Origin of the sequence: Shewanella donghaensis (assembly GCF_007567505.1) — a bacterium.
GTDB lineage: Bacteria > Pseudomonadota > Gammaproteobacteria > Enterobacterales > Shewanellaceae > Shewanella > Shewanella donghaensis.
Window position 1 is genome coordinate 600,355 of the sequence record NZ_CP041783.1, and the last position, 25,349, is coordinate 625,703.

The window sequence follows — 25,349 nt, forward strand, 5'->3', positions numbered from 1 at the left end:
TTGAGCTAAAACGCTAAAGAATAGTTGCGATTGATTTTGCAAGGTAATCAACATTCGCTTCACTTATCCCCGCAATACTCATACGGCTTGAACCTACCATATAAATACTGTGTTGTTGTTTTAATGTTTCAACTTGTGCGGCATTAATGCCTAAAAAAGAGAACATACCTTTTTGGTTAGCGATAAAGCTGAAATCTTGCTTTACGCCATGCTCAATAAGTTTATTTACCAACATTTGGCGATTGCCGTTAATACGGTTACGCATGCCGGTTAACTCGTCTAACCATTGTTGCTTCAACTCTGAATCACCTAGAATGGTTTCAACAAGCGCTGCACCATGAGCTGGCGGCATTGAGTAAATACAACGCACAACATATAACAACACCGAAAAAGCAATATTCGCTTTATTACTATCTTTAGCTATGATGCTGCAAGCACCGATCCGTTCACGATATAAACCAAAGTTTTTAGAACATGAACTACATAGGATCATTTCTTCAACTTTAGCGGCCATTTGGCGCACGCCATAAGCATCTTCTTCAACACCGTCACCAAAGCCTTGGTATGCCATGTCGATCAATGGTGTAAAACCTTGTTTAGCAGTAATGCTGATGATTTCATCCCACTGTGCTTTGGTTAAATCCATGCCACTTGGGTTATGACAACATGCGTGCAGTAATACCACATCGTCACTGCCGATATTATTCAGTGCGGCTTTCATTTCATCGAATTTCAGCGATTTAGAATCGTAATCATAGTAAGGGTAGGTCTTAACTGTAATACCAGCAGCTTCGAATAATCCAGTATGATTAGCCCAGGTTGGATCGCTAACCCATAACACCGCGTTTGGATTACAACTTTTAATAAATTCAGCGGCAACGCGAAGTGCTCCAGTGCCACCAGGTGTTGATACTGTTCTAATGCGGTCAGCGATTAATGCGCTATGAGTCGAGCCAAATGCAAGCTCAGTCATTAAGCTATTAAACTGAGGAGAACCGGTAGGGCCAATATAAACTTTCGTTGTTTCAGTTTCTGTTCGAAGACGCTCTGCTGTTTTTACACAATCAAGAATAGGGGTGTGCCCTACAGGATCTTTGTAGACACCAACACCTAAATCAATTTTCTGGGGGTGTGAATCTTGACGGTATTGAGTAAGCAAACCAAGAATGGGATCTGCAGGCATTGCAGTTAACGTGTTAAACATGGCCATTGACCTTATATTATATAAACAGAAGTAGGATTCACTTAAGCATAACGTGGTTTAAATACGGATTGAAATGCCTATTTAGATAAAGGCTTAAAAATAGTTATTCCAAAGGTGTTAGGTTTACACTTTACCGATAAAAATTTAAGTTTTATGACGGTTTACCTTATATTCGGTTATTAAATCTTAAGAAATGCGCTTTTTTCACGCAAATAATTCAAGTTCAGCCTAAAACGGTCATTTAATTTCACTTATCTCTTGAATCATTGGCTGCAATCAGTAAATTTGTACCCAAGAATAATTTATTGAGTTTATACAATCTAATTCGTATAGATAAATTGACAAAGACGTCATTTTCTCTTTAGCCCTTACACTTTAATTTTCGCGTAAAGCGGGAAGTTATTTAAGAAGAACTTGTAATGAAACAATTGCGTCTTGATCCAATTAAAAAAGTAAATGGAGTCGTCAATATTCCTGGCTCTAAAAGTATCTCAAATAGAGCATTACTTTTGGCTACCTTAGCTGAAGGCAAAACCACACTGACTAACTTATTAGATTCTGATGACATTCGTTATATGTTGGCATCATTAAAGCAATTAGGCGTTGAGTACCAATTATCAGACAATAATACCGTATGTGAGCTACAAGGCTTAGGTAAGCCAATTACGGCACAACAAGCGCAAAGTTTATTTTTAGGCAACGCGGGTACAGCCATGCGTCCGTTATGTGCCGCGCTGACGCTAGGCAGTGGTGAGTTCACTTTAACAGGCGAACCACGTATGGAAGAACGCCCAATTGGCGATCTGGTTGATGCATTACGTCAATTAGGCGCTAATGTTAACTACCTTAAAAATGATGGCTTCCCACCATTAACCATTAATGCCGATGGCCTAAATGGCGGCGAAGTAGAAATCGCAGGGGATTTATCCAGTCAATTCCTTACCGCATTATTGATGGTTGCACCGCTGACAAAAGATGCAGTAAACATCAATATCAGAGGTGAACTGGTATCTAAACCTTATATTGATATCACCATTGCGTTAATGGCTCGCTTTGGCGTTAAAGTGATTAATCACGATTACCGCCGTTTTGAAATTCCTACTGGTCAAAAATATGTGTCACCCGGCAAAGTGTTAGTCGAAGGTGATGCGTCTTCTGCATCATACTTCCTTGCTGCAGGTGCAATACAAGGCGGTGAAGTGAAAGTAACCGGTGTTGGTAAGTTAAGTATTCAAGGTGATGTTAAATTTGCTGATGTACTTGAAAAAATGGGTGCAGATATTGAGTGGGGAGATGATTATATTATTTCACGCCAAGCTAAACTGACCGCTGTTGATTTAGATATGAACCATATCCCAGATGCTGCAATGACGATCGCAACAGCAGCATTATTTGCAACGGGTACCACCCGTATCACAAATATTTACAATTGGCGTATTAAAGAAACAGACCGTCTATCTGCAATGGCCACTGAGTTACGTAAAGTTGGTGCCACTGTAGAGGAAGGTCATGATTTTATCGCTGTTACTCCACCTATCACCTTAAATACAGCAAACATTGATACCTATAATGATCACCGTATGGCAATGTGTTTTTCAATGATGGCCTTTGCTGATTGCGGGATAACCATTAACGATCCAGATTGCACTTCAAAAACATTTCCTACCTATTTTACTGAGTTTGCAAGAATAGCTCAGTAACATTTCAATAGTATGACGGCAGTCAAGATACTGCCGTTGTATTGATCTTGTTAATGTCCTTACAAATTACTTCAGTTTTTTAGTTGAAATTGTTATACAATGCCGCCCGCTCATTTTGATGAACCTTTTTTACTTTCATGGAAGATTGTTATTTTTTCGGAGGAATTTATGTCTGAACGTGCTCTCGTAGTCACAATCGACGGACCAAGCGGTGCAGGAAAAGGGACAATTTGCCAACTCGTTGCGCAGCGCCTAGATTGGCATTTATTAGATAGCGGTGCTATCTATCGCGTATTAGCCCTTGCAGCCATTCATCATAATGTTGAATTAGAGAATGAAGAAGCAATAACCTTGCTTGCAGCACATCTAGATGTACAATTTTTAACGGTTGCTGAACAGCAAGAAGTTAAAGTTGTTCTAGAAGGAGAGGATGTCTCTACCAGTATCCGTACTCAAGAGTGCTCAAACGCGGCGTCAAAAATAGCTGCTTTCCCAAGAGTGAGAGAAGCATTATTACGCCGTCAACGTGCTTTTTGTAATGAGCCTGGGCTTGTTGCTGATGGTCGCGATATGGGAACCGTGGTTTTTCCAAACGCACCAGCAAAAATCTTCTTAACTGCATCTGCAGAGGAAAGGGCGCAACGTCGCTTTAAACAGTTGCAGGACAAGGGCTTCGATGTTAAAATCGACCGCCTTTTATCTGAAATCATTGAACGTGATGACCGCGATATTAATCGTTCAGTCTCTCCTTTAGTGGCTGCAGATGATGCACTAGTGATTGATACTAGTGGCATAGGTATTAATGAAGTGCTTGAGCTCGTGCTTGAACACATCAATAAAAATTTAACGTAATTTCTTAATTCTGAGAAATTATGAAACAACATTTATATCACGGAAGATGTAAATAAATTAATTGACTCCACATCTAGGATGGATGGTGGTTTATAGAAGAAAGTAATCATAAAATGACTGAATCTTTTGCTGATCTATTTGAACAATCCCTTGAAACTTTAGAGTTTCGTCCTGGTTCTATCGTTCGCGGTGTAGTTGTTCGCATCGAAAACGGTACTGTACTTGTTGACGCTGGCCTTAAGTCTGAAAGCCCTATCTCTGCTGACGAATTCAAAAACGCTCAAGGTGTTTTAGAAATCGCTGTTGGCGATGAAGTTGATGTTGCCCTTGACTCTGTTGAAGACGGATTCGGTGAAACACAATTATCTCGTGAAAAAGCTAAACGTCATGAAGCTTGGATTGTTCTAGAAAAAGCTTATGAAGATGCTGAGACTGTTATCGGTATCATCAATGGTAAAGTTAAAGGTGGTTTCACTGTTGAATTAAACGGTATCCGTGCCTTCTTACCAGGTTCTCTAGTAGACGTTCGCCCAGTTCGCGATACTGCTCACCTAGAGTACAAAGAATTAGAATTCAAAGTTATCAAACTTGACCAGAAGCGTAACAACGTTGTTGTTTCACGTCGTGCTGTTATCGAATCAGAAAGCAGTGCAGAACGTGATGCTCTTCTTGAGAACCTTCAAGAAGGTCAAGCAGTTAAAGGTATCGTTAAGAACCTTACTGACTACGGTGCATTCGTAGACTTAGGTGGCGTTGACGGTCTTCTACATATCACTGATATGGCTTGGAAGCGCGTTAAGCACCCATCTGAAATCGTTAATGTTGGTGATGAAATCAACGTTAAAGTTCTTAAGTATGACCGTGAGCGTACACGCGTATCACTAGGTCTTAAGCAACTTGGCGAAGATCCATGGTTAGAAATCAGCAAGCGCTACCCAGAAAGCACACGCTTAACTGGTCGCGTTACTAACTTAACTGACTACGGTTGTTTCGTTGAAATCGAAGAAGGCGTTGAAGGTCTTGTTCACGTTTCTGAAATGGATTGGACTAATAAGAACATCCACCCATCTAAAGTTGTTAACTTAGGTGATGAAGTTGAAGTTCTAGTATTAGACATCGATGAAGAACGTCGTCGTATTTCTCTAGGTCTTAAGCAATGTAAGACTAATCCATGGGATGATTTCGCTACTCGTTTCAACAAGGGCGATAAAGTTTCTGGTAAGATCAAGTCTATCACTGACTTCGGTATCTTCATTGGTCTTGACGGTGGCATCGATGGTCTTGTTCACCTTTCAGACATTTCTTGGAACGGAACTGGCGAAGACGCAGTTTCTGAATTCAAGAAAGGTGATGAAATCCATGCAGTAGTACTTTCAGTTGACCCTGAGCGCGAGCGTATCAGCTTAGGCGTTAAGCAAACTGAAGATGATCCTTTCAATGCCTACTTGGCAGATAAGAAGAAAGGTACTATTGTAAATGGTGTAGTTACTGCTGTTGACGCTAAAGGCGTTACAATTGAACTAGCTGAAACTGTTGAAGGTTACCTTCGCGTTGCAGATATCTCTCGCGAGCGTATCGAAGACGCATCTACAGTATTTGCTGTAGGTGACAAAGTTGAATCTAAGTTCATGGGCGTAGATCGCAAGAACCGTTCTATCAGCTTATCTATCAAAGCGAAAGATGAAGCAGATGAGAAAGAAGCAATGGCAACTATTAACAAGCAAGATGATGCTGTTATTAGTAATGCAATGGCTGAAGCGTTCAAAGCAGCTCGTAAGTAATAAATCGCCTGTTGTGTGGGGAGCTAGCTCCCCATTAGGCGACTGTTTTGGCTTGATTATAGAGGGTACAGGATGACTAAATCCGAACTGATCGAAAAACTTGCCACTAGGCAGTCGCAGTTGTCAGCGAAAGAAGTGGAAAGTGCTATTAAAGAAATGTTGGAGCAAATGGCAACAACATTAGAAGGCGGAGATCGTATAGAAATCCGTGGCTTTGGTAGTTTTTCACTTCATTATCGTGCGCCGCGTGTTGGCCGTAATCCAAAAACTGGAACCTCAGTTGACTTGGAAGGCAAATATGTACCGCACTTTAAGCCTGGCAAAGAACTGCGTGAACGTGTCGATGCGGTTAATGTTTAATTAACGCTTGATTAAAAAGCCTCCTTTTGGAGGCTTTTTTGTATCTAATGCTTTTCAAAGCTGGTTACTTTACCAAATTTCTTGGATAATCAATTATATTGACTCACAGAATGGAGAATCGCGTGAAATCATTTATTGCCATTGTTATTGTTGGATTATTCTTTGTCCTTGCCTTACTTTTTGGAGCCAAGAATGAACAAGTCGTTACTGTCAGCTATTTTGTCGCTGAAGGTCAGTACCGTTTACCAGTAGTATTGGCCTTTGTATTTTTATGTGGGTTCATCATAAGCTGGTTATTTGCTGCTTATTACATTGTTAAATTCAAAATGGCATTACGAAAAAGTAGAAAAACAGTCGCGAAATTAACTGACCAACTGGCCGAACATAAAACGGATTTAACATCACAGGATACCGTAGCGTAATATGCTAGAAATCCTCTTTCTGTTGTTACCTATTGCAGCTGGTTATGGCTGGTATATGGGTAGAAGAAGTATACGACAGAATCAAAAGCAACAGAGTAAAAAACTAAGCCGTGATTATTTCACCGGGCTTAACTTTCTGTTGTCTAATGAGTCAGACAAAGCAGTAGATTTATTTATTACCATGCTTGATGTCGATGATGAAACTATTGATACCCATTTATCTCTTGGCTCACTGTTTAGAAAGCGTGGAGAAGTAGATCGCTCCATTAGGATCCATCAAAACCTTATAGCAAGACCTAGCTTAACGACTGAGCAACGGGACATTGCTATGATGGAGTTAGGTAAAGATTATCTTGCAGCAGGTTTTTATGACCGAGCCGAAGAAATATTTTTAAATCTTGTCAATCAAGATGATCATAGCGAAGACGCTGAGACTGAACTTATCTCGATTTATCAAGTGACTAAAGAATGGCAGAATGCCATTAACATCACTAAGCGCCTCAGTAGAAAACGTCAGCAAGCATTAAAAAATATTACCGCCCATTTTTATTGTCAGTTAGCTGATGAAGAGACTGAAGCTACAGATAAAATAAAATTACTTCAACAAGCTATTAAGCTTGATGATCAATGTGGCCGAGCATGGCTAACATTAGCCAAAATATACTTAGACACAAATGAGGTCTCATTGTGCAAAAAAAGCTTACTCGAACTTAAACTTGCAGATATTGATGTATTCTCAGATGCTATTGGCATTGCCAAACAAGTTTACCGTGACAGTAACGACCTCGAAGGCTATCAAACTTTATTGCAGCAAGCTTTACAAGAGGGCGCGAGTGCCACTGTGGTGATTGCTTTAGCCCAGCATAAAATTGAGCAAGGTTTTGCTGAGAATGCAGAAAAAATGGTGTTAGATCATCTATATCGCCACCCGACAATGAAAGGTTTCCAACATTTAATGCAACTGCATATAAAGCAGGCTGAAGATGGTCAAGCGAAGCAAAGCCTTTCAATGTTAGAAAAATTAGTAGAACAACAAATTAAATTTCGTCCTAGTTACCGTTGTTGCTCATGCGGTTTTCCTGCACACAGTCTTTACTGGCATTGTCCATCATGTAAAGAGTGGGGAAGTATTAAACGCGTAAAAGGGCTCGATGGCGAGTAACTGATTAGTTAATGATATGTATGGAGTAAGCATGGCAGATAAACCGATTGTAGTAGCCTTAGATTATGACAATAAGAATGAGGCACTGGCATTAATTGATAAGCTAGATCCTACAATGTGTCGTCTTAAAGTAGGCAAAGAGATGTTTACTTTATTTGGTCCTCAGCTTGTTAAAGATATTCACGACCGTGATTTTGATTTATTCCTAGATTTAAAATTCCATGATATTCCAAATACCGTTGCGAAAGCGGTTTCAGCCGCTGCTGATTTAGGCGTATGGATGACAAATGTCCATGCCAGTGGTGGTTTAGCTATGATGCAAGCGGCTAAAACCGCTTTAGCCAGTTATGGGCAAGATGCGCCATTATTAATTGCTGTGACTGTATTGACCTCAATGAGTGATGCAGATTTAGCCTTGTTAGGTATTAATGTACCCGCATCTGAGCATGTGAAACGTTTAGCGGCGCTAACCAATCAAGCTGGATTAGATGGCGTGGTTTGTTCAGCACAAGAAGCCACGATGCTAAAACAAACATTTGGTACTGATTTTAATTTAGTGACCCCAGGTATTCGACCTGTTGGTGCTGATGTTGGCGATCAACATCGTGTGATGACGCCTCCTAAAGCCATTGCTGCCGGTTCTGACTACTTAGTTATTGGCAGACCAATCACTAAAGCGAATGATCCATTAGCTTCATTGCAAGCTATTGTGCAATCTTTAAAGTAGCTATTGATGTTTATTGCAGTACATTAAGAATAGTTTCTAAGGCATCAAGCTAACATTTAAAAATTTTTTAGTGACACAAGTTAAACACCAAGCTAGATAACATGCTGATTTATTCATTACACGATTGCAGGAGCTACACATGTTTGATTATCAAGGAAAGAATGTCGTTGTCATTGGCGGCACCAGCGGTATCAATTTAGGCATAGCGTGTGCTTTTGCAAAAGCCGGAGCTAATGTTGCTGTTGCCAGTCGTAGTATTGATAAAGTCAATGCTGCGGTAGAGTTGCTTAAACAAACTAATCCGAACGGAAACCATATCGGAGTCAGTTTTGATGTTAGAGACTCTGAAGCGGTAGCATCAGGTTTTAATACGATTGCTCAGCAATATAATGCTATTGATGTGTTAATTAGTGGCGCCGCGGGTAACTTTCCTTCACGGGCTAAAGATTTATCCGTTAATGGTTTTAAGTCAGTCATGGATATTGACTTATTAGGCAGTTTTCAAGTGATTAAACAAGCGTATCCTTTGCTGACTAAAGGCAATGCAAGTGTCATTCAAATTTCAGCGCCACAAGCCTACGTGCCAATGGCTTTACAAGTTCATGTGTGTGCTGCTAAAGCGGGCGTTGATATGTTAACTCGTACTCTTGCTATTGAATGGGGGATTGAAGGCATTCGTGTTAACTCTATTGTGCCTGGAGCCATTGAAGATACTGAAGGTTTTGATCGTCTAGCGCCGAGTAAAGCTTTAAAATCAATGATTGCCGATAGTGTGCCGTTAAAACGAAATGGTCAAAAACAAGATATAGCCAATGCAGCTCTTTTTCTAGCTTCAGACATGGCCACTTATATAACAGGGACAATTATTCCTGTTGATGGTGGTTGGTCTTTAGGTGGCGCCGGCGCTGCAATGGATGCATTAGCAAAACATTTACCTCAGTAATACTGAACAATTTTTATAGGTGAAACAAATGGCAAACGCATTACAAGAGCAGCTTCTAAAAGCAGGACTTGCCAGTAAGCAAAAAGCACGCGATGTAAAAACTCAGAAGCGTAAGCAAAAGAAAGCTAAAGTTGATGATGGTAGTGCTGATTTAAAACAGCAAATTGCACAACAAAAACTCGAGCAAGCAGCGAAAGATAAAGCGTTAAATGAAAAGCGTTTTGCTGAAGCGTCAGAAAAAGGTCAAGTTCGTGGTTTAATCACTGAATTTACCAAGTTTGAAATTAAAGCGCCGAGTGGTTCAGAAATAAAATTCAACTTTACTTTTGATAAGAAAATTTTATCTGTTTATGTTGATGAGAAATTGCAAGGCCAGCTACAATCTGGTGTTGTAGGGATTGTTCGCTATGAAGAGAAAAGCTATTTAGTACCTCATAAATTAGCCGAACGTGTTAACTTATTAGTACCTGAGTGGTGTGGTTATTTATGGCAAGAAAATGCCGATAACCAAACAGAGCAAGCAAGCCAAGAAAATGATCCTTATGCTGATTATGCAATCCCTGATGACTTGATGTGGTAACTCGTTAACCGTCACTGTAAAGCAGATATCAACAAAGTTAAATGCCTCGATTAGAGGCATTTTTTATGAATACACTATTAATAATTTATAAGTGATATATAAGTAATCATCTTAATATTAAGGCTTTTTATTGTTAAAAACTACCCGCTATGTTCGAAATGGTGCTGATTACCGATTAGGTGAGCAAGCTAATTTTATTGATATCAAACAGTGTTTTGGTCTCAATCATATTAGTGTGGGTAAATGGGTAACAAAAGAAGAATCTGAACTTGCTGCCAATTTAGTGTTCGATTCGATGGCTGACCTATCTCAAATTCTAAATGTTCCTACTGAGTTAATTGGATTACGGAAAACGCTCAATTTACTCTTTGGTCGAGGTGGTCAAAAAGGGGTACAAGCTCATTATTCACCAGTAACCAGAGAGTTAGCTTTAGCTAAGAATGCTGGAGCAGGGGCATTAGCTCATGAATTTTGGCATGCATTTGATCATTATATTGTTGATAAAGCCTTTGACGTATCGCCAAGGTTTTCTTTTAAAAAATATCAATGTGCCAGTGATTTATGGTTACAGGATGCTTTACTTAAACCGCATAAACTTAATGATAATTTGTCTGCATTGTTCAAAGTTGTGTTGCTGTCTGATGACGGTGAGCAACCGAGCCAATACGTTGTAGATGCGATTAAACTTGATAAACAACAGGGCTGTTATTATTTTTCAAAACCATCAGAGTTAATGGCAAGGGCATTTGAGTCATCCATTGAGGCATGTAGTGAACTGCACAATAATTATTTGGTTTCAGGGACGCTGAAGAATGACCCAATGACGCTGCTAATGTATCCCTCAGCATCGCAGAAAGTACACATCTATACCGCAATAATTAATTACTTTGCATTATTAGGTAAGGCGTTTGAAAAGCAAAATTAAACAGTAATATCAAGTTTAAGCTGTTGATTACTCGTGGCGATAAAAACTATTTCAACAGTGTAATCCGTGTTAATCAACAAGCCCTCATCAGAGTTTTATAAAGTCATAATCCTGTAATCTCCAGCGCTATAGTTTACGTGTTTTTTACCTCAATAAAAGTTGACCTTAATCGTTCATATAATCAGTTTAGCCTTGTGTTTAGTTAACTTTTTGTATAAATTGAAACAACTGTTTTAATTATCTGTTTAAGAGTCTTATATGAACCCTTACCAAGCCCCTTTGAAGGACATGCAGTTTCTATTAGAAAACGTTTTTGATGCGACTAATACTTGGCAATCTATGCCCAATATCGCAGAAATGGTTGATATGGACACCGCTGTTGCGATTTTAGATGAAGCTAGCAAGATTAGCCGTGATTTGATTCATCCTATAAATAGAAGCGGCGATGAGCAAGGTGTAAGACACCAAGATGATAAGGTCATCACACCTGATGGCTTTAAAGACGTTTATAAGCAATTCGCCGAAGGTGGCTGGGTTGGATTATGTGGTGAGCCAGATTATGGCGGAATGGGCATGCCTAAGATGTTAGGTGTGCTAGTTGATGAAATGAATTACAGCGCATGTAACTCATTTACGCTTTACGGCTCATTAACGGCTGGCGCTGCACTGTGTATCAATGCCCATGCAACAGATGAATTAAAAGAAAAGTATTTACCTAATTTATATTCTGGCGAATGGTCAGGCGCAATGGATATGACTGAACCCCAAGCAGGTTCAGATTTACGAAATATTCGTACTAAAGCTGAACCACAGGATGATGGTAGTTACCTTATCTCAGGTAGTAAGATTTTCATTACCGGCGGCGATCATGACTTAACTGAAAACGTGATTCATTTAGTGTTAGCAAAACTGCCCAACTCTAAGGGTATTTCATTATTCTTAGTCCCTAAGATGACGGTTAATGATAATGGTTCTTTAGGCGGCGCTAATGGCGTTACTGTTGGTTCAATTGAACACAAAATGGGACTTAAAGCGTCTGCAACTTGTGTTATGAATTACGATGGCGCTAAAGGTTTTTTAGTGGGTCGTCCAGATCGCGGATTAGTGTGCATGTTCACTATGATGAATTACGAACGTTTAGCGATTGGTATCCAAGGTCTTGGTAGTGCACAAGGCGCTTATCAAATGGCTGCTGATTATGCCAAAGAACGTGTTCAAGGTATTGCAGCTGGCGGTTCACCAACAGGCAGTGCTGCAGACCCAATAATTGTTCACGGTGATGTACGCCGTATGTTATTGACCATCAAATCAGTAACTGATGCAGGCCGAGCATTATCAGTATTTACTGGCAAGCAGTTAGATTTAGCCAAATATGGTGAAGGTGATGTAAAAGCCAAAGCGGCTAAATATGTGGGTTTACTGACGCCAGTATCAAAAGCGTTCTTAACCGATCGTGGCTTAGATGCAACCATTATGGCGCAGCAAGTATTTGGTGGCCACGGATATATTCGTGAAACCGGTATTGAGCAATTTGTTCGTGATACGCGTATCGCACAAATTTACGAAGGGACTAATGGCATTCAAGCAATTGATTTCTTAGGCCGTAAAGTCACAGGTGACAATGTTGCGACGTTAACTGAATTCGTAGCAGAAATTAATGCGGAATTAGCCGGTTTTGAACATACATCTGACGCGGACAGAAAAGCAATTAGCCTTCGTTTTGATAACTTGCTGACATTGGCAAACTACATCAATGACAACAAGCTTTCTCAACCAGCACTTATCAATGCTAGCGCTGTGGATTTCTTAGATGCGTTTGGCTACATCCTTTATGGTTACTATTCATTATTAATGGCCGAAAGAGCCGTTGGCCATGATGATGCAAGTTTTACAGAACAAAAAAGGTTTGTTGCTAAGTTCTATATGGATAAAGTGTTACCAAAAGCTGATTTTCATATTGCGCAAGTTAGCCAGGGCGATGATTCAATCATGGCGATGCCAGCAGACTTGTTTTAACCAAATCTGCTAATCATTAAAAACCTTTCTAAAGCGTACTGTTTACAGTGCGCTTTTTTATTGAGGTAAATCATTTAGCGTTTGCAAAAATAATGCACTAAACGGTGCCAAACGTGTTTTCTTAGCTTTGGGGCTTAAACCATTTTCAATAATGACGAAGGCATACTGTTTACCATTTTCTGCGGTAATAAAACCTGCGAGATTATCAACACCCATCATAGTGCCTGTTTTTGCAGAAACTTGATTTTTCAACGGTGATTGCTTGAAATAGTCTTTATATTTAAGCGTTCCTGTTTTACCCGCCACAGGTAGTAAGTCTTCTAAGTAATTAAACTGCTTGTCTATCTTGATTAATTGCAACACTGACAACATTTGTTTTGATGTCAGTAAGTTATAACGTGAAAGCCCCGAACCATCGACTAGATTTGCTTCAACAAAGGGTAAGTTTAATTCTGATAGTATGTTTTGTAACGCTGTGGCACCAATAACAAAACCGTTATTATCGTAGTTTACAGACTGCGTCAGTGGGTGTTGTTTAAAGAAGCTTTGTCCAATTTTTTTTAATAAGCTATCAGCAATTAAATTGTCAGACTTTTCTAACATTCTTTTCAGTAAATGTGGCAATGTTTGCGATTTATGTTCAGCCAACAGTGTGAGGTCTTTAGGTAATTGCACATCAGTTAATTGTAGGTTTGTAAACTCAATGCCTTGTTCACTTAACATCGCTTCGATCATGTCACTGGCATAAAGGGGCGCGTCATTAACTGCAATGGCTAATCGAATCGGTTTTTTACCCGGATAGCATCCAGATAGTTGGTATTTATTTTTATCAAAACGTTGCATTTGGAGGCTACAAAAGTGTTCTGTAGCTTGTTTTGGTTTAATCAAAGGGTTAAACCTTGCCTGTGTGGTGATATTGATTGGATATTTAGACAGAACGCTAATCGTTGTCGAACTATCATCAAGCGGAGTTAAGGTCGCTCTGACGCAATTGCGATCGATGATAAAATTTGATACTGGCGCGGCATAACAAATCCCTAAGTCATCCCATGCCCAACCAGGTGCTCTGACAGATTTAATTTGTGAACCGACTAAGATGATTTTCCCTGATATTTGTTTAATGCCTTTTTCTTTGAAAGTAGCTATTAATGCAGACAGGTGTTTACGTTTAAAAGTAGGATCGCCACTGAAGGTAAAATAGACGTTACCTTCAAGGGTATTATCGACAACTTCGCCATTGGTTAATAATTGAGTTTGATAATAGAAGTCGGTTCCTAGTTGATGTGTTGCTCCAACTGCAGTAAGAACTTTTTGAATACTGGCAGGTAACAACAGCGTATCTTCATTCAAGCTATAAATACTTTTATTACTTTCAATATCCCAAACATTAATGGCCATTTGCGATTGTGGCGGGGTGATGATTTTCATCATATTCGCTAAATATTCATCAGCAACACTGGTTGAGCTAAAGCTGAGTAGACTGACAGTACAGATGCTGAAAATTCGAATTAGACTATTAACAAGGCTACGATTTCGACTGTAAATAAGACAACGATTTAGATTAGTAATTAGAGAAGGCATAGGAAAATACTGATATCAAAGGTAACTGTAAAGTACGTGATCTCATCATGATTTACATTACACAATTCAAAAAATATTGTTTTATCCTAACTACATTGGACTTAGGCATCGATAATGTAGAAATGTGATTATTTATCAATCAAAAAATCACATCCGATAATGCTATCAGTTTGGGCGTTATTCGAACGCTCATTAACCATTGATCATCTATTTGATCTAAAATAGTTAAGTTGTGCCTCATAAACTAACCAAATACCTTTATATCATAAGAAAATCCTTGCTCCTTAGGCGCTAAATCGGTAATTTCTATCTCCTAATATCAATTGTTAATTAGTTATTACGGCGCCATGGTGATAGAAAGCCAAAAATTAAGTATTTATTTAATATCAACTCTCATGAGTAAGGAACGATTCTTACTGCGAAAGGTTTGAGTCCATACTTAATAACGGCCAATTTTATTGCCTATGCTTACATACCTAATTGATATCGTTTAAGGAGGTTGCCTTGCTGGATAAGCTTGGTGGTATCGCATTACAAACTGATTCTCTTAAGTGGTTATTAAACCCTATTCAGTTTAAGCAAGAATTATTATCTCGTATCGCGAGTGCTATGCATTCGATCCATATTGCAGCACTGTACCTGGAAGATGATGAAGCAGGACGAGAAGTTCTCAATGCGTTACTAGCGGCTAAAGCTGCTAACCCTGAATTACAAATAGTTGTCTTGGTTGACTACCATCGTGCACGTCGTGGATTGATTGGGCATAAAGGCGACAGTGGTAACTACATTATGTACCGAAAGGCGATGGCTGAAGCTGTGCAGCCTTTCGATATATTAGGTGTACCGGTTAAGTCTCGCGAATTCATGGGTGTTTTGCACCTTAAAGGTTTTATCATTGATGATGCGGTAATCTTCAGTGGTGCCAGTATCAATAATATTTACTTTCAGCAGTTAGATAAATATCGTTTTGATCGCTACCATGTGATTGAATCAGCAGAGCTTGCTCGCAGCATGCGTAGCTATATTCAACAGCACTTAGTCAACGATTCTGCAGTGTGTTCTTTAACGCAGGACAGTAGCGAAGAACAATGCCCTGAAAAACAAGACATGCGTACCTTTAAAACGCGATTGAGTCGTTCTGAGTATGAATTTGAAAGTACTCGTATTGGTAATCGTGTGACACCATTAGTGGGTCTTGGTCGTAAAAAGAACAAGCTTAATGAAGTGATTGTTAAAATGGTTGATGAGTCAACGGAATCACTGTTCATTTGCACGCCTTATTTCAATCCGCCCAATGCACTTGTACGTGCTCTGACACGACATTTACGTAATGGTAAGAGCATTGATATCGTTGTCGGTGATAAAACTGCTAACGACTTCTATATTCCGCCTGAGAAAGAGTTCTCGACGATTGGTGCGTTGCCTTACATGTATGAGCAATCATTACGCAAGTTTGTAAAGCGTCAGCAATGGGCCATTGAAAATGGTCAGTTACGGATCCATTTATGGAAAAACGGTATTAACAGTTTTCATTTAAAAGGCATTAGCGCTGACGGTAAAAAGCATCTTATTACTGGCTCAAATCTAAACCCTCGCGCTTGGGCACTTGATTTAGAAAATGGCCTGCTTTTACATGATGAAAGCGGTGCTTGGAAACAAAGCTTTGAGTCTGAACAAGCGTTTATTCTTGAGCACACTGAAAAGTTATTTCATTATAGCCAAATTGAAACACTGCAAAAGTACCCAGCACCTGTGAAAAAAATCATGACCAGGATAAGGCGCTTAAAAGCTGACTTTTTACTTAGAAGAATATTGTAGTATCCTCATCACCTTAACGGGTGATGAATTTTTTTGAACGCTATTAAACGATAGCGTCTTACTGAGAATATCCCCATGTTGGCGTTACCATCTGAATTGCAGCATGCAGTTCATCATTTATATCAATACAGAAAATCAATTTCGACTAAACCTTTTGCAGCCAGAGGCATGAAACTAATTCGTTGTCAGTGGTGTTTATTAGGTGAAATTTTCTGTACCTGCCAACATCGTGAATATATCAATACCCAAGCCCACTTTATGCTGGTTATGTATGATGATGAGGTGTTAAAACCCACTAATAGTGGTCGGTTGATTGCCGATATTGTGCCTAACACCAGTGCTTATTTGTGGTCTAGAACAGAGCCGAGTAAAGAAATGGTTGAGGCGATCAATAATCCTAAGTATCAACCTATGCTTATTTTCCCTGCGAAATATGCTGAGCCAAATCAAGCGGTAATTTCTCACGTAAGCCAATGTAAAAATACTTCTGATGGTAAAATTCCTTTATTAATTTTACTTGATGGCAGTTGGCGCCAAGCTATTAAAATGTTCCGCAAAAGCCCATATTTGCACAATCTGCCTTTGCTATCATTTACACCCGAGACCTTGGCAAGTTATGAGCTAAGAAAGGGCAGTCATGACTTTCAGTTATCCACTGCAGAAGTGGCTGCATTAGCATTTGAAGCCGTTGATGAACCTTTAAACTCGCAGGTATTAACGGCTTGGTTTGAGTTATTTGTTGAGTCATCATTACTGGGTCGAAATCGACGATTAAAAGAAGATATTATCCCAATCGAGACCTATATCGACAAGTACAAACAGGCTATTATAAATGCCAGTTTAGATTAACAGCATTGTCTTATTCGACTGCGCTGACTTAATAACATAGGTTTAATCACTCTGACTTAATAAGCCTTTTTTATAACTGTCATCTTATTCATTTTTTACGCAAAGGACGCGAATATTCACATGTTAGATAGTAAGCTAATCGTATTATATCGCCTTGAACCAGGTTGTTTAGGACCTGACGGTGTCGATCACATAGAAATATTCTGTAATCTTGCTCAGCAGAGCTTGGCATCACTGGATACAGATACTTGTCAGTGGTTTCTTGAGCCGCGCCATAATAAGCAACTTGATGAGATGGCCTACTGTTTAGGCGATAAGATGTTAACCCGTACTCAAGCAAGCAAATTTCTATCTTCTTTTAGTGGCGATTTAGAACAAGCCCAAGAGGCATTTGAAGATCAGTTAACGGATCTAATTAATCAATATATCGCGCGTAAATAGTTATTCTTTACACAATGACACATTAAAATAGTCCTTTTTTTCTACAAAGCGTCACCAATATCATTATCAGTTAACAGCAGTATTGTTAATGAAATGGCAAGTTTTTCGTTCGCTTAACCTTAGGCAATCACATGCAATCTCAATCAACTTCGCCATCATTGAACCCACTAGATGCTGACCTTACCCAAACTTTAAAACAACAATTTGGTTTTGATCAATTTAGAGAAGGGCAAATTGACGTTGTTAAACATATTTTATCTGACAATTCATCGCTCGCTATTTTTCCAACGGGTTCAGGTAAGTCGTTATGTTATCAATTCAGTGCATTACAACTTCCTCAGCTGACTTTAGTTGTTTCTCCATTATTGGCGTTGATGAAAGATCAGATTTCATTTTTACATTCCAAAGGAATTAACGCAGCGAGTATCGATTCAAGTTTGACCTATGAACAAAGTCAGCAGGTGATGCGGGATGTTCGTAATGGTACCACTAAAATTTTAATGGTCTCGGTTGAGCGTTTTAAAAATGAACGCTTCAGACAGTTTCTATCGAGCATTACTATTTCGCTGTTAGTGGTTGATGAAGCTCACTGTATTTCAGAGTGGGGGCATAACTTTAGACCAGACTATTTAAAAATTCCTTCGTACGTGCAGCAATTTAACATTTCGCAAGTGATGTTACTCACTGCAACGGCGACCGAAAAAGTTAAGCTAGATATGGCTAAACGCTTTGGAATTTTACCTCAGCAGATAGTACAAACTGGCTTTTATCGAAGTAACTTAGATATTAGTGTCCTACCAGTACTCGAAGAGTCAAAACAAGCTGAGTTAGTGAATACTGTCAGTCGATTTACCAATGCAACAGCCGGGATTGCAGGTATTGTCTATGTGACGCTACAAAAGACGGCAGAAGATATTGCAAATTACTTAACTCGCTCAAATATCAAGGCTACAGCCTATCATGCAGGGCTTAATGCAGACGTCAGAAACCGAATTCAACAACAGTTCATGGATGGTGAGATTAATATCATTGTCGCCACTATTGCTTTTGGTATGGGGATTGATAAAAGTAATATTCGTTTCGTGGTGCATTATGACTTACCAAAATCCATAGAAAACTATAGCCAAGAAATTGGTCGAGCAGGTCGAGATGGTCAGCTATCGCATTGCGTCACTCTTGCAAATAAAGATGGCCTCAACACCATTGAAAACTTTGTTTATGGTGACACACCAGAACCCACAGCTATCGCGAAGCTAATTGAGCATATAAAAGTTGAAGTTGATAACGGTCGTTGGGAAATGCAGGAGTATTCAATCTCAACGAGTTGTAATATCAAACAGTTACCTTTGAAAACATTACTTGTGCAGTTGGAACTCGCTAATGTCGTTCAACCTAGCTTTGCTTACTTTGCCGAGTTTAAATATCAGTTTCTAGTGGGTAAACAGCAATTACTTGCTAGCTTTGACCCGCAGCGACAAGTATTTTTACAACAAATATTTGAACATACACAGTTTAAAAAAATCTGGGGGCAGCTCAACTTTGATAGCTTATATCAACAATATGGCGCTGATCGCCAGCGGGTTGTTGCAGCGTTAGAATATTTGGCAGATAAGCAATTTATTCAACTAGAAACGAAAAAAATAACTCAGGTTTTCAATGTTGATATCAATGCACTACTTAATCCAAACCTTCCAGCTGAATTAGCCCATTACTTTCAAAGCAATGAAGTGAAGGAAATTGCACGATTGAAGCAGTTAATTTCATTTTTTGAATCTACAGAATGTATTACGGCTAAATTGGCGATATATTTTGATGATCGCAACGCGCCAAGCCAATGCGGACATTGTAGTGTTTGTAGTGGGCATATTGCGATTTTACCGCAAAAACAGTTGATTCCAATTTCAAGCTTGCCATCTTTAGCTGAGAATCTTCAACAGTTCTGCCAACACATGGCTTCTAAAAGCGATCAACCTCTGTCAATTGGCGTTCAAGCTAAATTTCTTGCTGGAATTAGTGTACCCTTGTTTACTCGTAATAAAGTTAAACAATTATCGGGTTTTGGTTATTGCACTCAATACCGCTATGAAGAGATAGTGGAATATATTAAAGTAATACATGGTGATAGTGCTTTAAATAGGAATAGTTAGTATGAAAAAGAAAGCTGTAGATGAATTACTGAAAAAGCACGATAAATTAAATCACCTCGAAGGCGTAAAGGTTATTTCCCATACTCAGCGTGAAAAAGAAGAGTGGGTGTTCCATACCTTGATGATATCTGGTTATGATGTCGCATTTAAATTTAAACGCACTAAAAAATATAAAAGCTTACAAGATCAGCTTGTCAGTTTACTTTATTACCCTGAAGAGCAAACAGTGGCGGGTTTTCCCATTGAAGTCATGCAAGTGGTAAGGGTGAAGCGCTGTTAAGCCTATTTTCAAGGGACTTAAACGTCCAAGTCATAAGCTTTTAAGTTGCTAAAACAAAAAACAGGCCTTCATGGCCTGTTTTTTATGGCTATAGCTTTAACTATAAGTATGATTGCTGATAGCGATTATTTTGAGTATTCAAAATCACCTTTCACTTCCCAAATTCGGTATCTTAACTCAGCGCCTTCAGGTAAATAGAATACTTTAGGCAAGCGACTATCGTAATCCATAGTGATACTTTTTCCCATGACGACAAACTTTGCCGTTTTGGGGTCAACACACATCATCATCGTAGTTGGACCATCAGAGATGCTATCAACAGTGTAGTAATGGTAGCCCCATCCTTGTAAGTTTTGTTTCTCCAGTTCGCCATGTAATCGATGTTTATTGCAATCGACCATCTTATTTTGTCCAATTTCGATCTCAATTTTATAGTTCAGTTCATCGTCTCGTTTAGATAATTGCAGAATATGTTGTACTTGCCCCTCTACAGGTTTTGGGAACATTTTTGCTTCTTCAATCTGTTGATAATTATTCGCTGTAAACTGGTGTATTGTGATCATAGTCGGCTTCGTAAATTGGTTAGGTACTGGACTTGTGGCTAATGCCGACAAGGACATAGCTGTTGTAATAGAAAACATCGCGGCAACAGAGAGTTTTTTGATTGTTGAATTGATTAGTTTTTTCATATAGTTCTCATTTTCATAGTGATAATTGATCCGTGTTGTAGGTATAAACGCAGTGATTTAAGAAAAGGGTTTTATTTTTCTAAACATTTTTTACTTTTTTCAGTTGCTATAGCTCAATTAAAACCATATTCTTTTTAGAGTATTGATTTTGTTTTAATTTGCTGCGCATACGAATGACATAGGATGTTAAATTGAATACTGGTTTAGAAAGTTCTGCACAGATACTAAGAATGGCCGTTCCACAAATGTCGGCATTAAATATTCCGGTAACCCCTGAAAATTATGCCATCTGGTATCAGTATTATAGTGAAACAAATTTAGATCTCAAAAGAGCCATTGACGGCTTACTTGCGAATAAGGTTGAGTTTACTGCTTCGGTTAATCAAGGCTTATATAATAACTTCATTAATGACCAGTCTCCTGAAGTCATAGAGAATGTCCAGATTGAAACACAGATATTAATCAATAGTCTTGTTTCTAAAATAAATGATCTTTCTTCTGGCACATCCAATTTTTCTTCCAGCTTAAGCTCTTTTAGTGATGAGCTACAATCAGATCCTAGCCCACAAAGTTTCAATAAAATGCTGGTTAATGTCAGCGCTGAAGTAGAAAAAGTACTTTTTCATAATGAATTGATGCGTGCTGATATTGATACTTTAGGTTCTGAATTAGTTACCTTAAAAGAAGAAATGGTCAACTTGAGCAAAGTGGCTATGACTGATGAGTTAACGTCATTAAATAATCGCCGCGCCTACGAAATATTCGCCCTCGAGCAGGTCAATTTATTCACTCAAAACCACGTGCCGTGCTGTTTATTGATGGTTGATATTGATCACTTTAAAAACTTTAACGACACTTACGGCCATCTCATTGGTGACAAAGTGCTGGCATTTGTAGCATTCGCTTTGAAGCAAACGGTTAAAGGGAATGATTTTGTTGCCCGCTATGGTGGGGAAGAGTTTGTGGTTTTATTGCCAAATACTGACTTGGAAGATGCGTTAACTGTTGCTGAGCATATAAGAGAACGCATTGCTGGTAAGCAATTAACTATTGGCAAAGAGAAAAAGCAGCAGTTAGGTAATATTACCGTATCAGTTGGTGCTGCTTGTATTCAACCAGGTGATGATGTTGAAACATTACTCACTCGCGCTGATGATATGTTATATCAAGCCAAGTCTAATGGCAGAAATTGCGTTAAAGGTTAGTGCTTATCGCGCTGACGTTTTAGTGTTTACGTTTTAGTTTTAATGCTAGCTAATGCTTATGGCACCTTGATATCAAAGTGCCATAAACGTCTAGATGACCACTACTTTTCTGAGACAGGTAAGTCCATATGCATCTTAATAAGATGCTCTTCCATATCAAATGACACCGTAAAGCCTAATCCTTTTGCAAGATTTGCCATACTTCGGTTTTCGAACATGGTAAATCCCGCTAATACTGGTGTATCGGTAGTTTTATAATAGTTGACTAACTTTTCAAGTAGCAGTTTACCTAATCCAATACCTTGATAATCACCACGAACCGCCATAGCAAATTCAGCTTCGGTATTATCAGGATCCGTCGAAGCTCGAACAGCCCCTAAGGTAATTTGTTCACCGTTTTCATCTTCAGCGGTTGCAATAAACGCCATCTCTCTGGCGAAATCAATTTGTGTTAGTACTGCCATTTCTTCGTGAGTCATGCGTGAGCGCACCCCAAAGTAGCGTTTATAACGATCTTCGTCACTGAGTGAATTATCAAAGACTAAATGTTTTGGTTCATCCTCAGGCAGAATTGGTCTTAACATGACTTTTAAGCCATTTTTCAGTGTTGCAGTTTGCTCTAACTCTTTTGGGTAAGGCATGATGGCTAAACGTGTTTTAGGATCAATATCTGTAGTATTGAGCTTCATATTCACGTCGAGCAGGGTGATAGTTTGACCTGCTGCTAATACCGGATTTAAATCTAATGACGCTATTTCCGGGCAATCAATAATGAGATGCGAAATTTGGGTTAGCATTACACAAAGAGCATTCATGTCTAAACCCAAGGGTAGATGCCTGTCTCTTAGTTTGTTGTTCTTTAATGCCTGGATTACCATATAACGCGCTAGTGTCATATTAAGAGGTGGTAGGGCAACTGCAGCATCACGGGTTGGATCCCACTCTGAGCCGCCTTCTCCTAAACATATGGCCGGACCAAATACCGGATCATTGATAACAGAGACTCGTACTTCTTGGGCTCCCGCTGTTAATGCCATTTTTTGCACAATCATGCCATCAATTGCTGCATCTGGATTGGTTTCTTTTACCCGGGAAGTAATTGATAGTGCAGCTTGGTGCACTTCCTCTTCGTTAGTGAGATTAAGCATGACACCATGAACGTCTGACTTGTACATCAAATCAGGGGATTGCACTTTTAATGCCACAGGAAAACCGAGTTTTTTCGCGAGTTCAACGGCTTGTTCCGCTGTTTTCGCAAGTTGGGTTTCAATGGTGTTTAGACCATAAGCTTTTAAAATGTCGCTGGTTTCATGGGTTTCTAGAATGTATCGTTGTTCCGTTTGCGCTTTTTGTAATAGCACGCGTGCAGTGGTGGTATCTGTTGGAATATTATCAGGTATCGATTGTGGCACTTCTTGCAGTAACTTTTGGTTTCGGCGGTACTCAACCATATGCATAAAGGCTTTTACTGCACCTTCTGGGGTTCTATAGGTTGGGATCCCCGCTTTACTAAACAATTTTCTGGCTAAGTAGGCTGAATCTTCACCGCTCCAATTGGTTAGAATATTGAGTTTGTTTCTATTGGGGTGTGACTTTATCGCTTCAATTAAGCTTTGAGCAATCAGTTCACTTTCTTCAAGTGCTGATGGAGAGTGAAGCACTAAAATCGCATCCATCTCCTGATAGTTATCCATCAGTAAATTTAATGCTTGAGTATAGCGCTGACTATCGGCATCACCGACGATATCAAGTGGGTTTTGTCCCGACCAGGTTGAAGGTAAAATAGCATTTAATTGACTAACGGTTTCATCGGATAACTGCGCAAGCTTGCCGCCTTTGATTATAAGCTCATCTGCTGCTAGTACAGCAGGTCCGCCGCCGTTACTGATAATGGCGACACGCTCACCTTTTAGTGGCGTTGAGTGGGCTAAACTTTCTACAGCAGCAAACAATTCAATCAAGTCATTGACGCGGAGCATACCAGCACGTCTAAAGGCGGCTTCGTATACAGCGTCATTACCGCCTTTACCGCCAGTATGAAGCATGGCGGCTTTAACGCCTTCTAAGCTTCTTCCTGATTTAATCACAAAGATGGGTTTATTACGGGCCGCAGCTCTTGCTGCTGATAAGAAGTGGCGCTTTTCACTGATAGAGTCGATGTACAGCATAATGGCGCTAGTACGACTATCGCGACCGAGGTAATCGAGTAATTCATCAAAGTCGATATCGGAAGCATCACCCAAGGAAATAAAGGAGGAAAACCCGATATCTTTGTTATTAGCCCAATCAAGTACCGTGGTACAAATTGCCGCTGATTGTGACACAAAAGCTATTTTGCCTTGCTTAGCCCCGCTATGGGCTAGGCTGGCATTGAGTCCGATGGTCGGGATTATCATCCCTAGACTATTAGAGCCTAAGATCCTCATGCCGTATCGCTTTGCATGCTGCAGGGTTAAGCTTATGAGGCTATTACCGTTTTCATCAAATTCGTTAGCCATACCAGAAGCCATAATAATGGCAACTTTACAGCCAAACTGGGCTAAGGTTTCAATAATATCGGGTACCCGACTAGCACGAGTACAAATAACCGCTAAATCAGGCTTTATAGGTAGGGATTCTATATTGGGGTAGGCTAAGACCCCCATAACAGCGGAGTACTTAGGGGTAACAGGCATTATTGGACCAGAAAATCCACTGCCGAGTAAGTTCTTCATCAGCACTCGCCCGGCACGTTTCTCACCGTTTGACGCGCCAATGACGGCTATGGAAGTCGGTTTAAATAAAGTGTGAATACTTCTCTGGCTCATAATACCCTCAGCATACAGATTACTCTGTGGTAATTGACTTCAATAATACTCTTTTACATATCTCTGATAACCATACTATTTTAGCTTCATGTCTTCGAGCTGAGCTGCATATGAGTGCGAGATCTATCATCACTTTCTTATGCTGATCTTCATCGTTTAACTTAAAGTTATAAGAGTAATGATCGGCTAATAGTTCTCTATGCAAACTAAAATTATCAGTAATAATCGTTGGGGTTTTTATTTCTTTTAGCTCACGAAAGTATTCAAAATGCTCGTTTAAATCATCAACTAACAATTTTACAAATTCGCCACTAGAGTTGCCCACACGCGTAATATATCCCGATGCTATTTTCTTTTGATATAGCTGTTGCGGCCTTTCTCTTAATGTCTGAATGCCTATATCAATGGACCCGTCAATTAAACCATCATTACTGGCCTTCCGCCATTGCCTAATTTCCAATGTCGCATCGGTTTCTTTGCGTAGTTCATCAATGAGTGCTTTACCCATAATGACAGCTAATGGTTCACCCAAATGCACTGAGATATATTGCAAGTTTTTAGGATCAAAATACTCAGGCTCTAACGCTAAGCTGATCTGTTCAAGTGCATTATGAATTTTAGGGGCTATTTTATCAGCATAGCTGGTGGGTTGTAGGCCATTGGCTGTTCGAACAAATAACGGGTCATTTAATTCTTCACGTAATTGCGCTAATACTTTGGAGACAAACGATTGCGAGCGTCCAAGTTGTTTAGCTGCTTTTTGTGTCGAACCCGATCTGTAAAGGGTGACAAACACATTGAGTGCATTCAGATCCATGATATACCGATAATTTAGAACAGTTTAAGTGCATATTACACTA

General features: G+C 39.4%; 22 protein-coding genes. 17 read left to right on the forward strand and 5 right to left on the reverse strand.

Annotated elements, in window-relative coordinates:
* Window positions 1–13: 13 nt before the first annotated feature.
* The gene (locus FPK91_RS02485) at window positions 14–1,204 is read right to left on the reverse strand and encodes an amino acid aminotransferase (protein ID WP_144207512.1); all 1,191 of its coding nucleotides are present in this window, start codon (window positions 1,202–1,204) and stop codon (window positions 14–16) included.
* A gap of 419 nt (window positions 1,205–1,623) precedes the next feature.
* Here FPK91_RS02485 and aroA point away from each other — a divergent pair, with 419 nt between their 5' ends.
* The 11 genes from aroA (at window position 1,624) to FPK91_RS02540 (ending at window position 12,672) form a co-directional block, all read left to right on the forward strand.
* The gene (gene aroA, locus FPK91_RS02490; RefSeq protein WP_144207515.1) at window positions 1,624–2,904 is read left to right on the forward strand and encodes a 3-phosphoshikimate 1-carboxyvinyltransferase; all 1,281 of its coding nucleotides are present in this window, start codon (window positions 1,624–1,626) and stop codon (window positions 2,902–2,904) included.
* Between the two features lie 168 nt (window positions 2,905–3,072).
* Entirely contained in the window at window positions 3,073–3,756 is a 684-nt protein-coding gene (gene cmk, locus FPK91_RS02495; protein WP_144207518.1) for a (d)CMP kinase, read from the forward strand.
* Between the two features lie 113 nt (window positions 3,757–3,869).
* Window positions 3,870–5,537 (forward strand): 30S ribosomal protein S1, encoded by a 1,668-nt coding sequence (gene rpsA, locus FPK91_RS02500; RefSeq protein WP_144207521.1) that lies wholly within the window; start codon window positions 3,870–3,872, stop codon window positions 5,535–5,537.
* Window positions 5,538–5,609: 72 nt separating this feature from the next.
* Window positions 5,610–5,897: an integration host factor subunit beta gene (ihfB, locus tag FPK91_RS02505; protein WP_144207524.1), complete on the forward strand. Its 288-nt coding sequence runs from the start codon at window positions 5,610–5,612 to the stop codon at window positions 5,895–5,897.
* Window positions 5,898–6,019: 122 nt separating this feature from the next.
* Window positions 6,020–6,319, forward strand: a complete 300-nt coding sequence (locus FPK91_RS02510) for a LapA family protein (protein WP_144207527.1) — start codon at window positions 6,020–6,022, stop codon at window positions 6,317–6,319.
* A 1-nt stretch (window position 6,320) separates the two neighbouring features.
* Window positions 6,321–7,481 (forward strand): lipopolysaccharide assembly protein LapB, encoded by a 1,161-nt coding sequence (gene lapB, locus FPK91_RS02515; RefSeq protein ID WP_144207530.1) that lies wholly within the window; start codon window positions 6,321–6,323, stop codon window positions 7,479–7,481.
* 31 nt (window positions 7,482–7,512) lie between these two features.
* Window positions 7,513–8,208 carry an orotidine-5'-phosphate decarboxylase gene (gene pyrF / locus FPK91_RS02520; protein ID WP_144207533.1) on the forward strand — a complete coding sequence of 232 codons (696 nt, stop codon included), beginning with the start codon at window positions 7,513–7,515 and terminating at the stop codon, window positions 8,206–8,208.
* A gap of 139 nt (window positions 8,209–8,347) precedes the next feature.
* On the forward strand, window positions 8,348–9,151 hold the full coding sequence (locus FPK91_RS02525) for an SDR family oxidoreductase (RefSeq protein ID WP_144207536.1): 804 nt from the start codon (window positions 8,348–8,350) through the stop codon (window positions 9,149–9,151).
* 28 nt (window positions 9,152–9,179) lie between these two features.
* Window positions 9,180–9,731: a DUF2058 domain-containing protein gene (locus FPK91_RS02530; RefSeq protein ID WP_144207539.1), complete on the forward strand. Its 552-nt coding sequence runs from the start codon at window positions 9,180–9,182 to the stop codon at window positions 9,729–9,731.
* A gap of 130 nt (window positions 9,732–9,861) precedes the next feature.
* Window positions 9,862–10,656 (forward strand): CLCA_X family protein, encoded by a 795-nt coding sequence (locus FPK91_RS02535; protein ID WP_144207542.1) that lies wholly within the window; start codon window positions 9,862–9,864, stop codon window positions 10,654–10,656.
* A gap of 258 nt (window positions 10,657–10,914) precedes the next feature.
* A complete protein-coding gene (locus tag FPK91_RS02540) occupies window positions 10,915–12,672 on the forward strand; it encodes an acyl-CoA dehydrogenase C-terminal domain-containing protein (protein ID WP_144207545.1) in 1,758 nt (585 codons plus the stop codon).
* Between the two features lie 57 nt (window positions 12,673–12,729).
* On the opposite strand, the gene dacB is transcribed toward FPK91_RS02540, so the two are convergent.
* A complete protein-coding gene (gene dacB / locus FPK91_RS02545; protein ID WP_144207548.1) occupies window positions 12,730–14,253 on the reverse strand; it encodes a D-alanyl-D-alanine carboxypeptidase/D-alanyl-D-alanine endopeptidase in 1,524 nt (507 codons plus the stop codon).
* A gap of 504 nt (window positions 14,254–14,757) precedes the next feature.
* On the opposite strand from dacB, the gene pssA reads away from it, so the two are divergent.
* The 5 genes from pssA (at window position 14,758) to FPK91_RS02570 (ending at window position 19,788) form a co-directional block, all read left to right on the forward strand.
* The gene (pssA, locus tag FPK91_RS02550; protein WP_144207550.1) at window positions 14,758–16,071 is read left to right on the forward strand and encodes a CDP-diacylglycerol--serine O-phosphatidyltransferase; all 1,314 of its coding nucleotides are present in this window, start codon (window positions 14,758–14,760) and stop codon (window positions 16,069–16,071) included.
* A 75-nt stretch (window positions 16,072–16,146) separates the two neighbouring features.
* Window positions 16,147–16,920 (forward strand): tRNA-uridine aminocarboxypropyltransferase, encoded by a 774-nt coding sequence (locus FPK91_RS02555; protein WP_144207553.1) that lies wholly within the window; start codon window positions 16,147–16,149, stop codon window positions 16,918–16,920.
* A gap of 120 nt (window positions 16,921–17,040) precedes the next feature.
* Entirely contained in the window at window positions 17,041–17,361 is a 321-nt protein-coding gene (locus FPK91_RS02560; protein WP_144207556.1) for a hypothetical protein, read from the forward strand.
* Window positions 17,362–17,492: 131 nt separating this feature from the next.
* Complete coding sequence (locus FPK91_RS02565; protein ID WP_144207558.1) at window positions 17,493–19,508, forward strand: RecQ family ATP-dependent DNA helicase; 2,016 nt, start codon at window positions 17,493–17,495, stop codon at window positions 19,506–19,508.
* 1 nt (window position 19,509) lies between these two features.
* On the forward strand, window positions 19,510–19,788 hold the full coding sequence (locus tag FPK91_RS02570; protein ID WP_144207560.1) for a hypothetical protein: 279 nt from the start codon (window positions 19,510–19,512) through the stop codon (window positions 19,786–19,788).
* A gap of 125 nt (window positions 19,789–19,913) precedes the next feature.
* Here FPK91_RS02570 and eco read toward each other — a convergent pair whose 3' ends face one another.
* Window positions 19,914–20,477, reverse strand: coding sequence for a serine protease inhibitor ecotin (gene eco, locus FPK91_RS02575; RefSeq protein ID WP_227006661.1), 564 nt, complete (start codon window positions 20,475–20,477; stop codon window positions 19,914–19,916).
* Between the two features lie 230 nt (window positions 20,478–20,707).
* On the opposite strand from eco, the gene FPK91_RS02580 reads away from it, so the two are divergent.
* Window positions 20,708–21,682, forward strand: a complete 975-nt coding sequence (locus tag FPK91_RS02580) for a GGDEF domain-containing protein (RefSeq protein WP_144214093.1) — start codon at window positions 20,708–20,710, stop codon at window positions 21,680–21,682.
* Between the two features lie 101 nt (window positions 21,683–21,783).
* Here FPK91_RS02580 and FPK91_RS02585 read toward each other — a convergent pair whose 3' ends face one another.
* Together FPK91_RS02585 and FPK91_RS02590 are read right to left on the reverse strand one after the other, a co-directional pair.
* On the reverse strand, window positions 21,784–24,489 hold the full coding sequence (locus FPK91_RS02585) for an acetate--CoA ligase family protein (protein WP_144207563.1): 2,706 nt from the start codon (window positions 24,487–24,489) through the stop codon (window positions 21,784–21,786).
* A gap of 19 nt (window positions 24,490–24,508) precedes the next feature.
* On the reverse strand, window positions 24,509–25,306 hold the full coding sequence (locus FPK91_RS02590; RefSeq protein WP_144207566.1) for a LysR family transcriptional regulator: 798 nt from the start codon (window positions 25,304–25,306) through the stop codon (window positions 24,509–24,511).
* Between the last annotated feature and the right edge of the window lie 43 nt (window positions 25,307–25,349).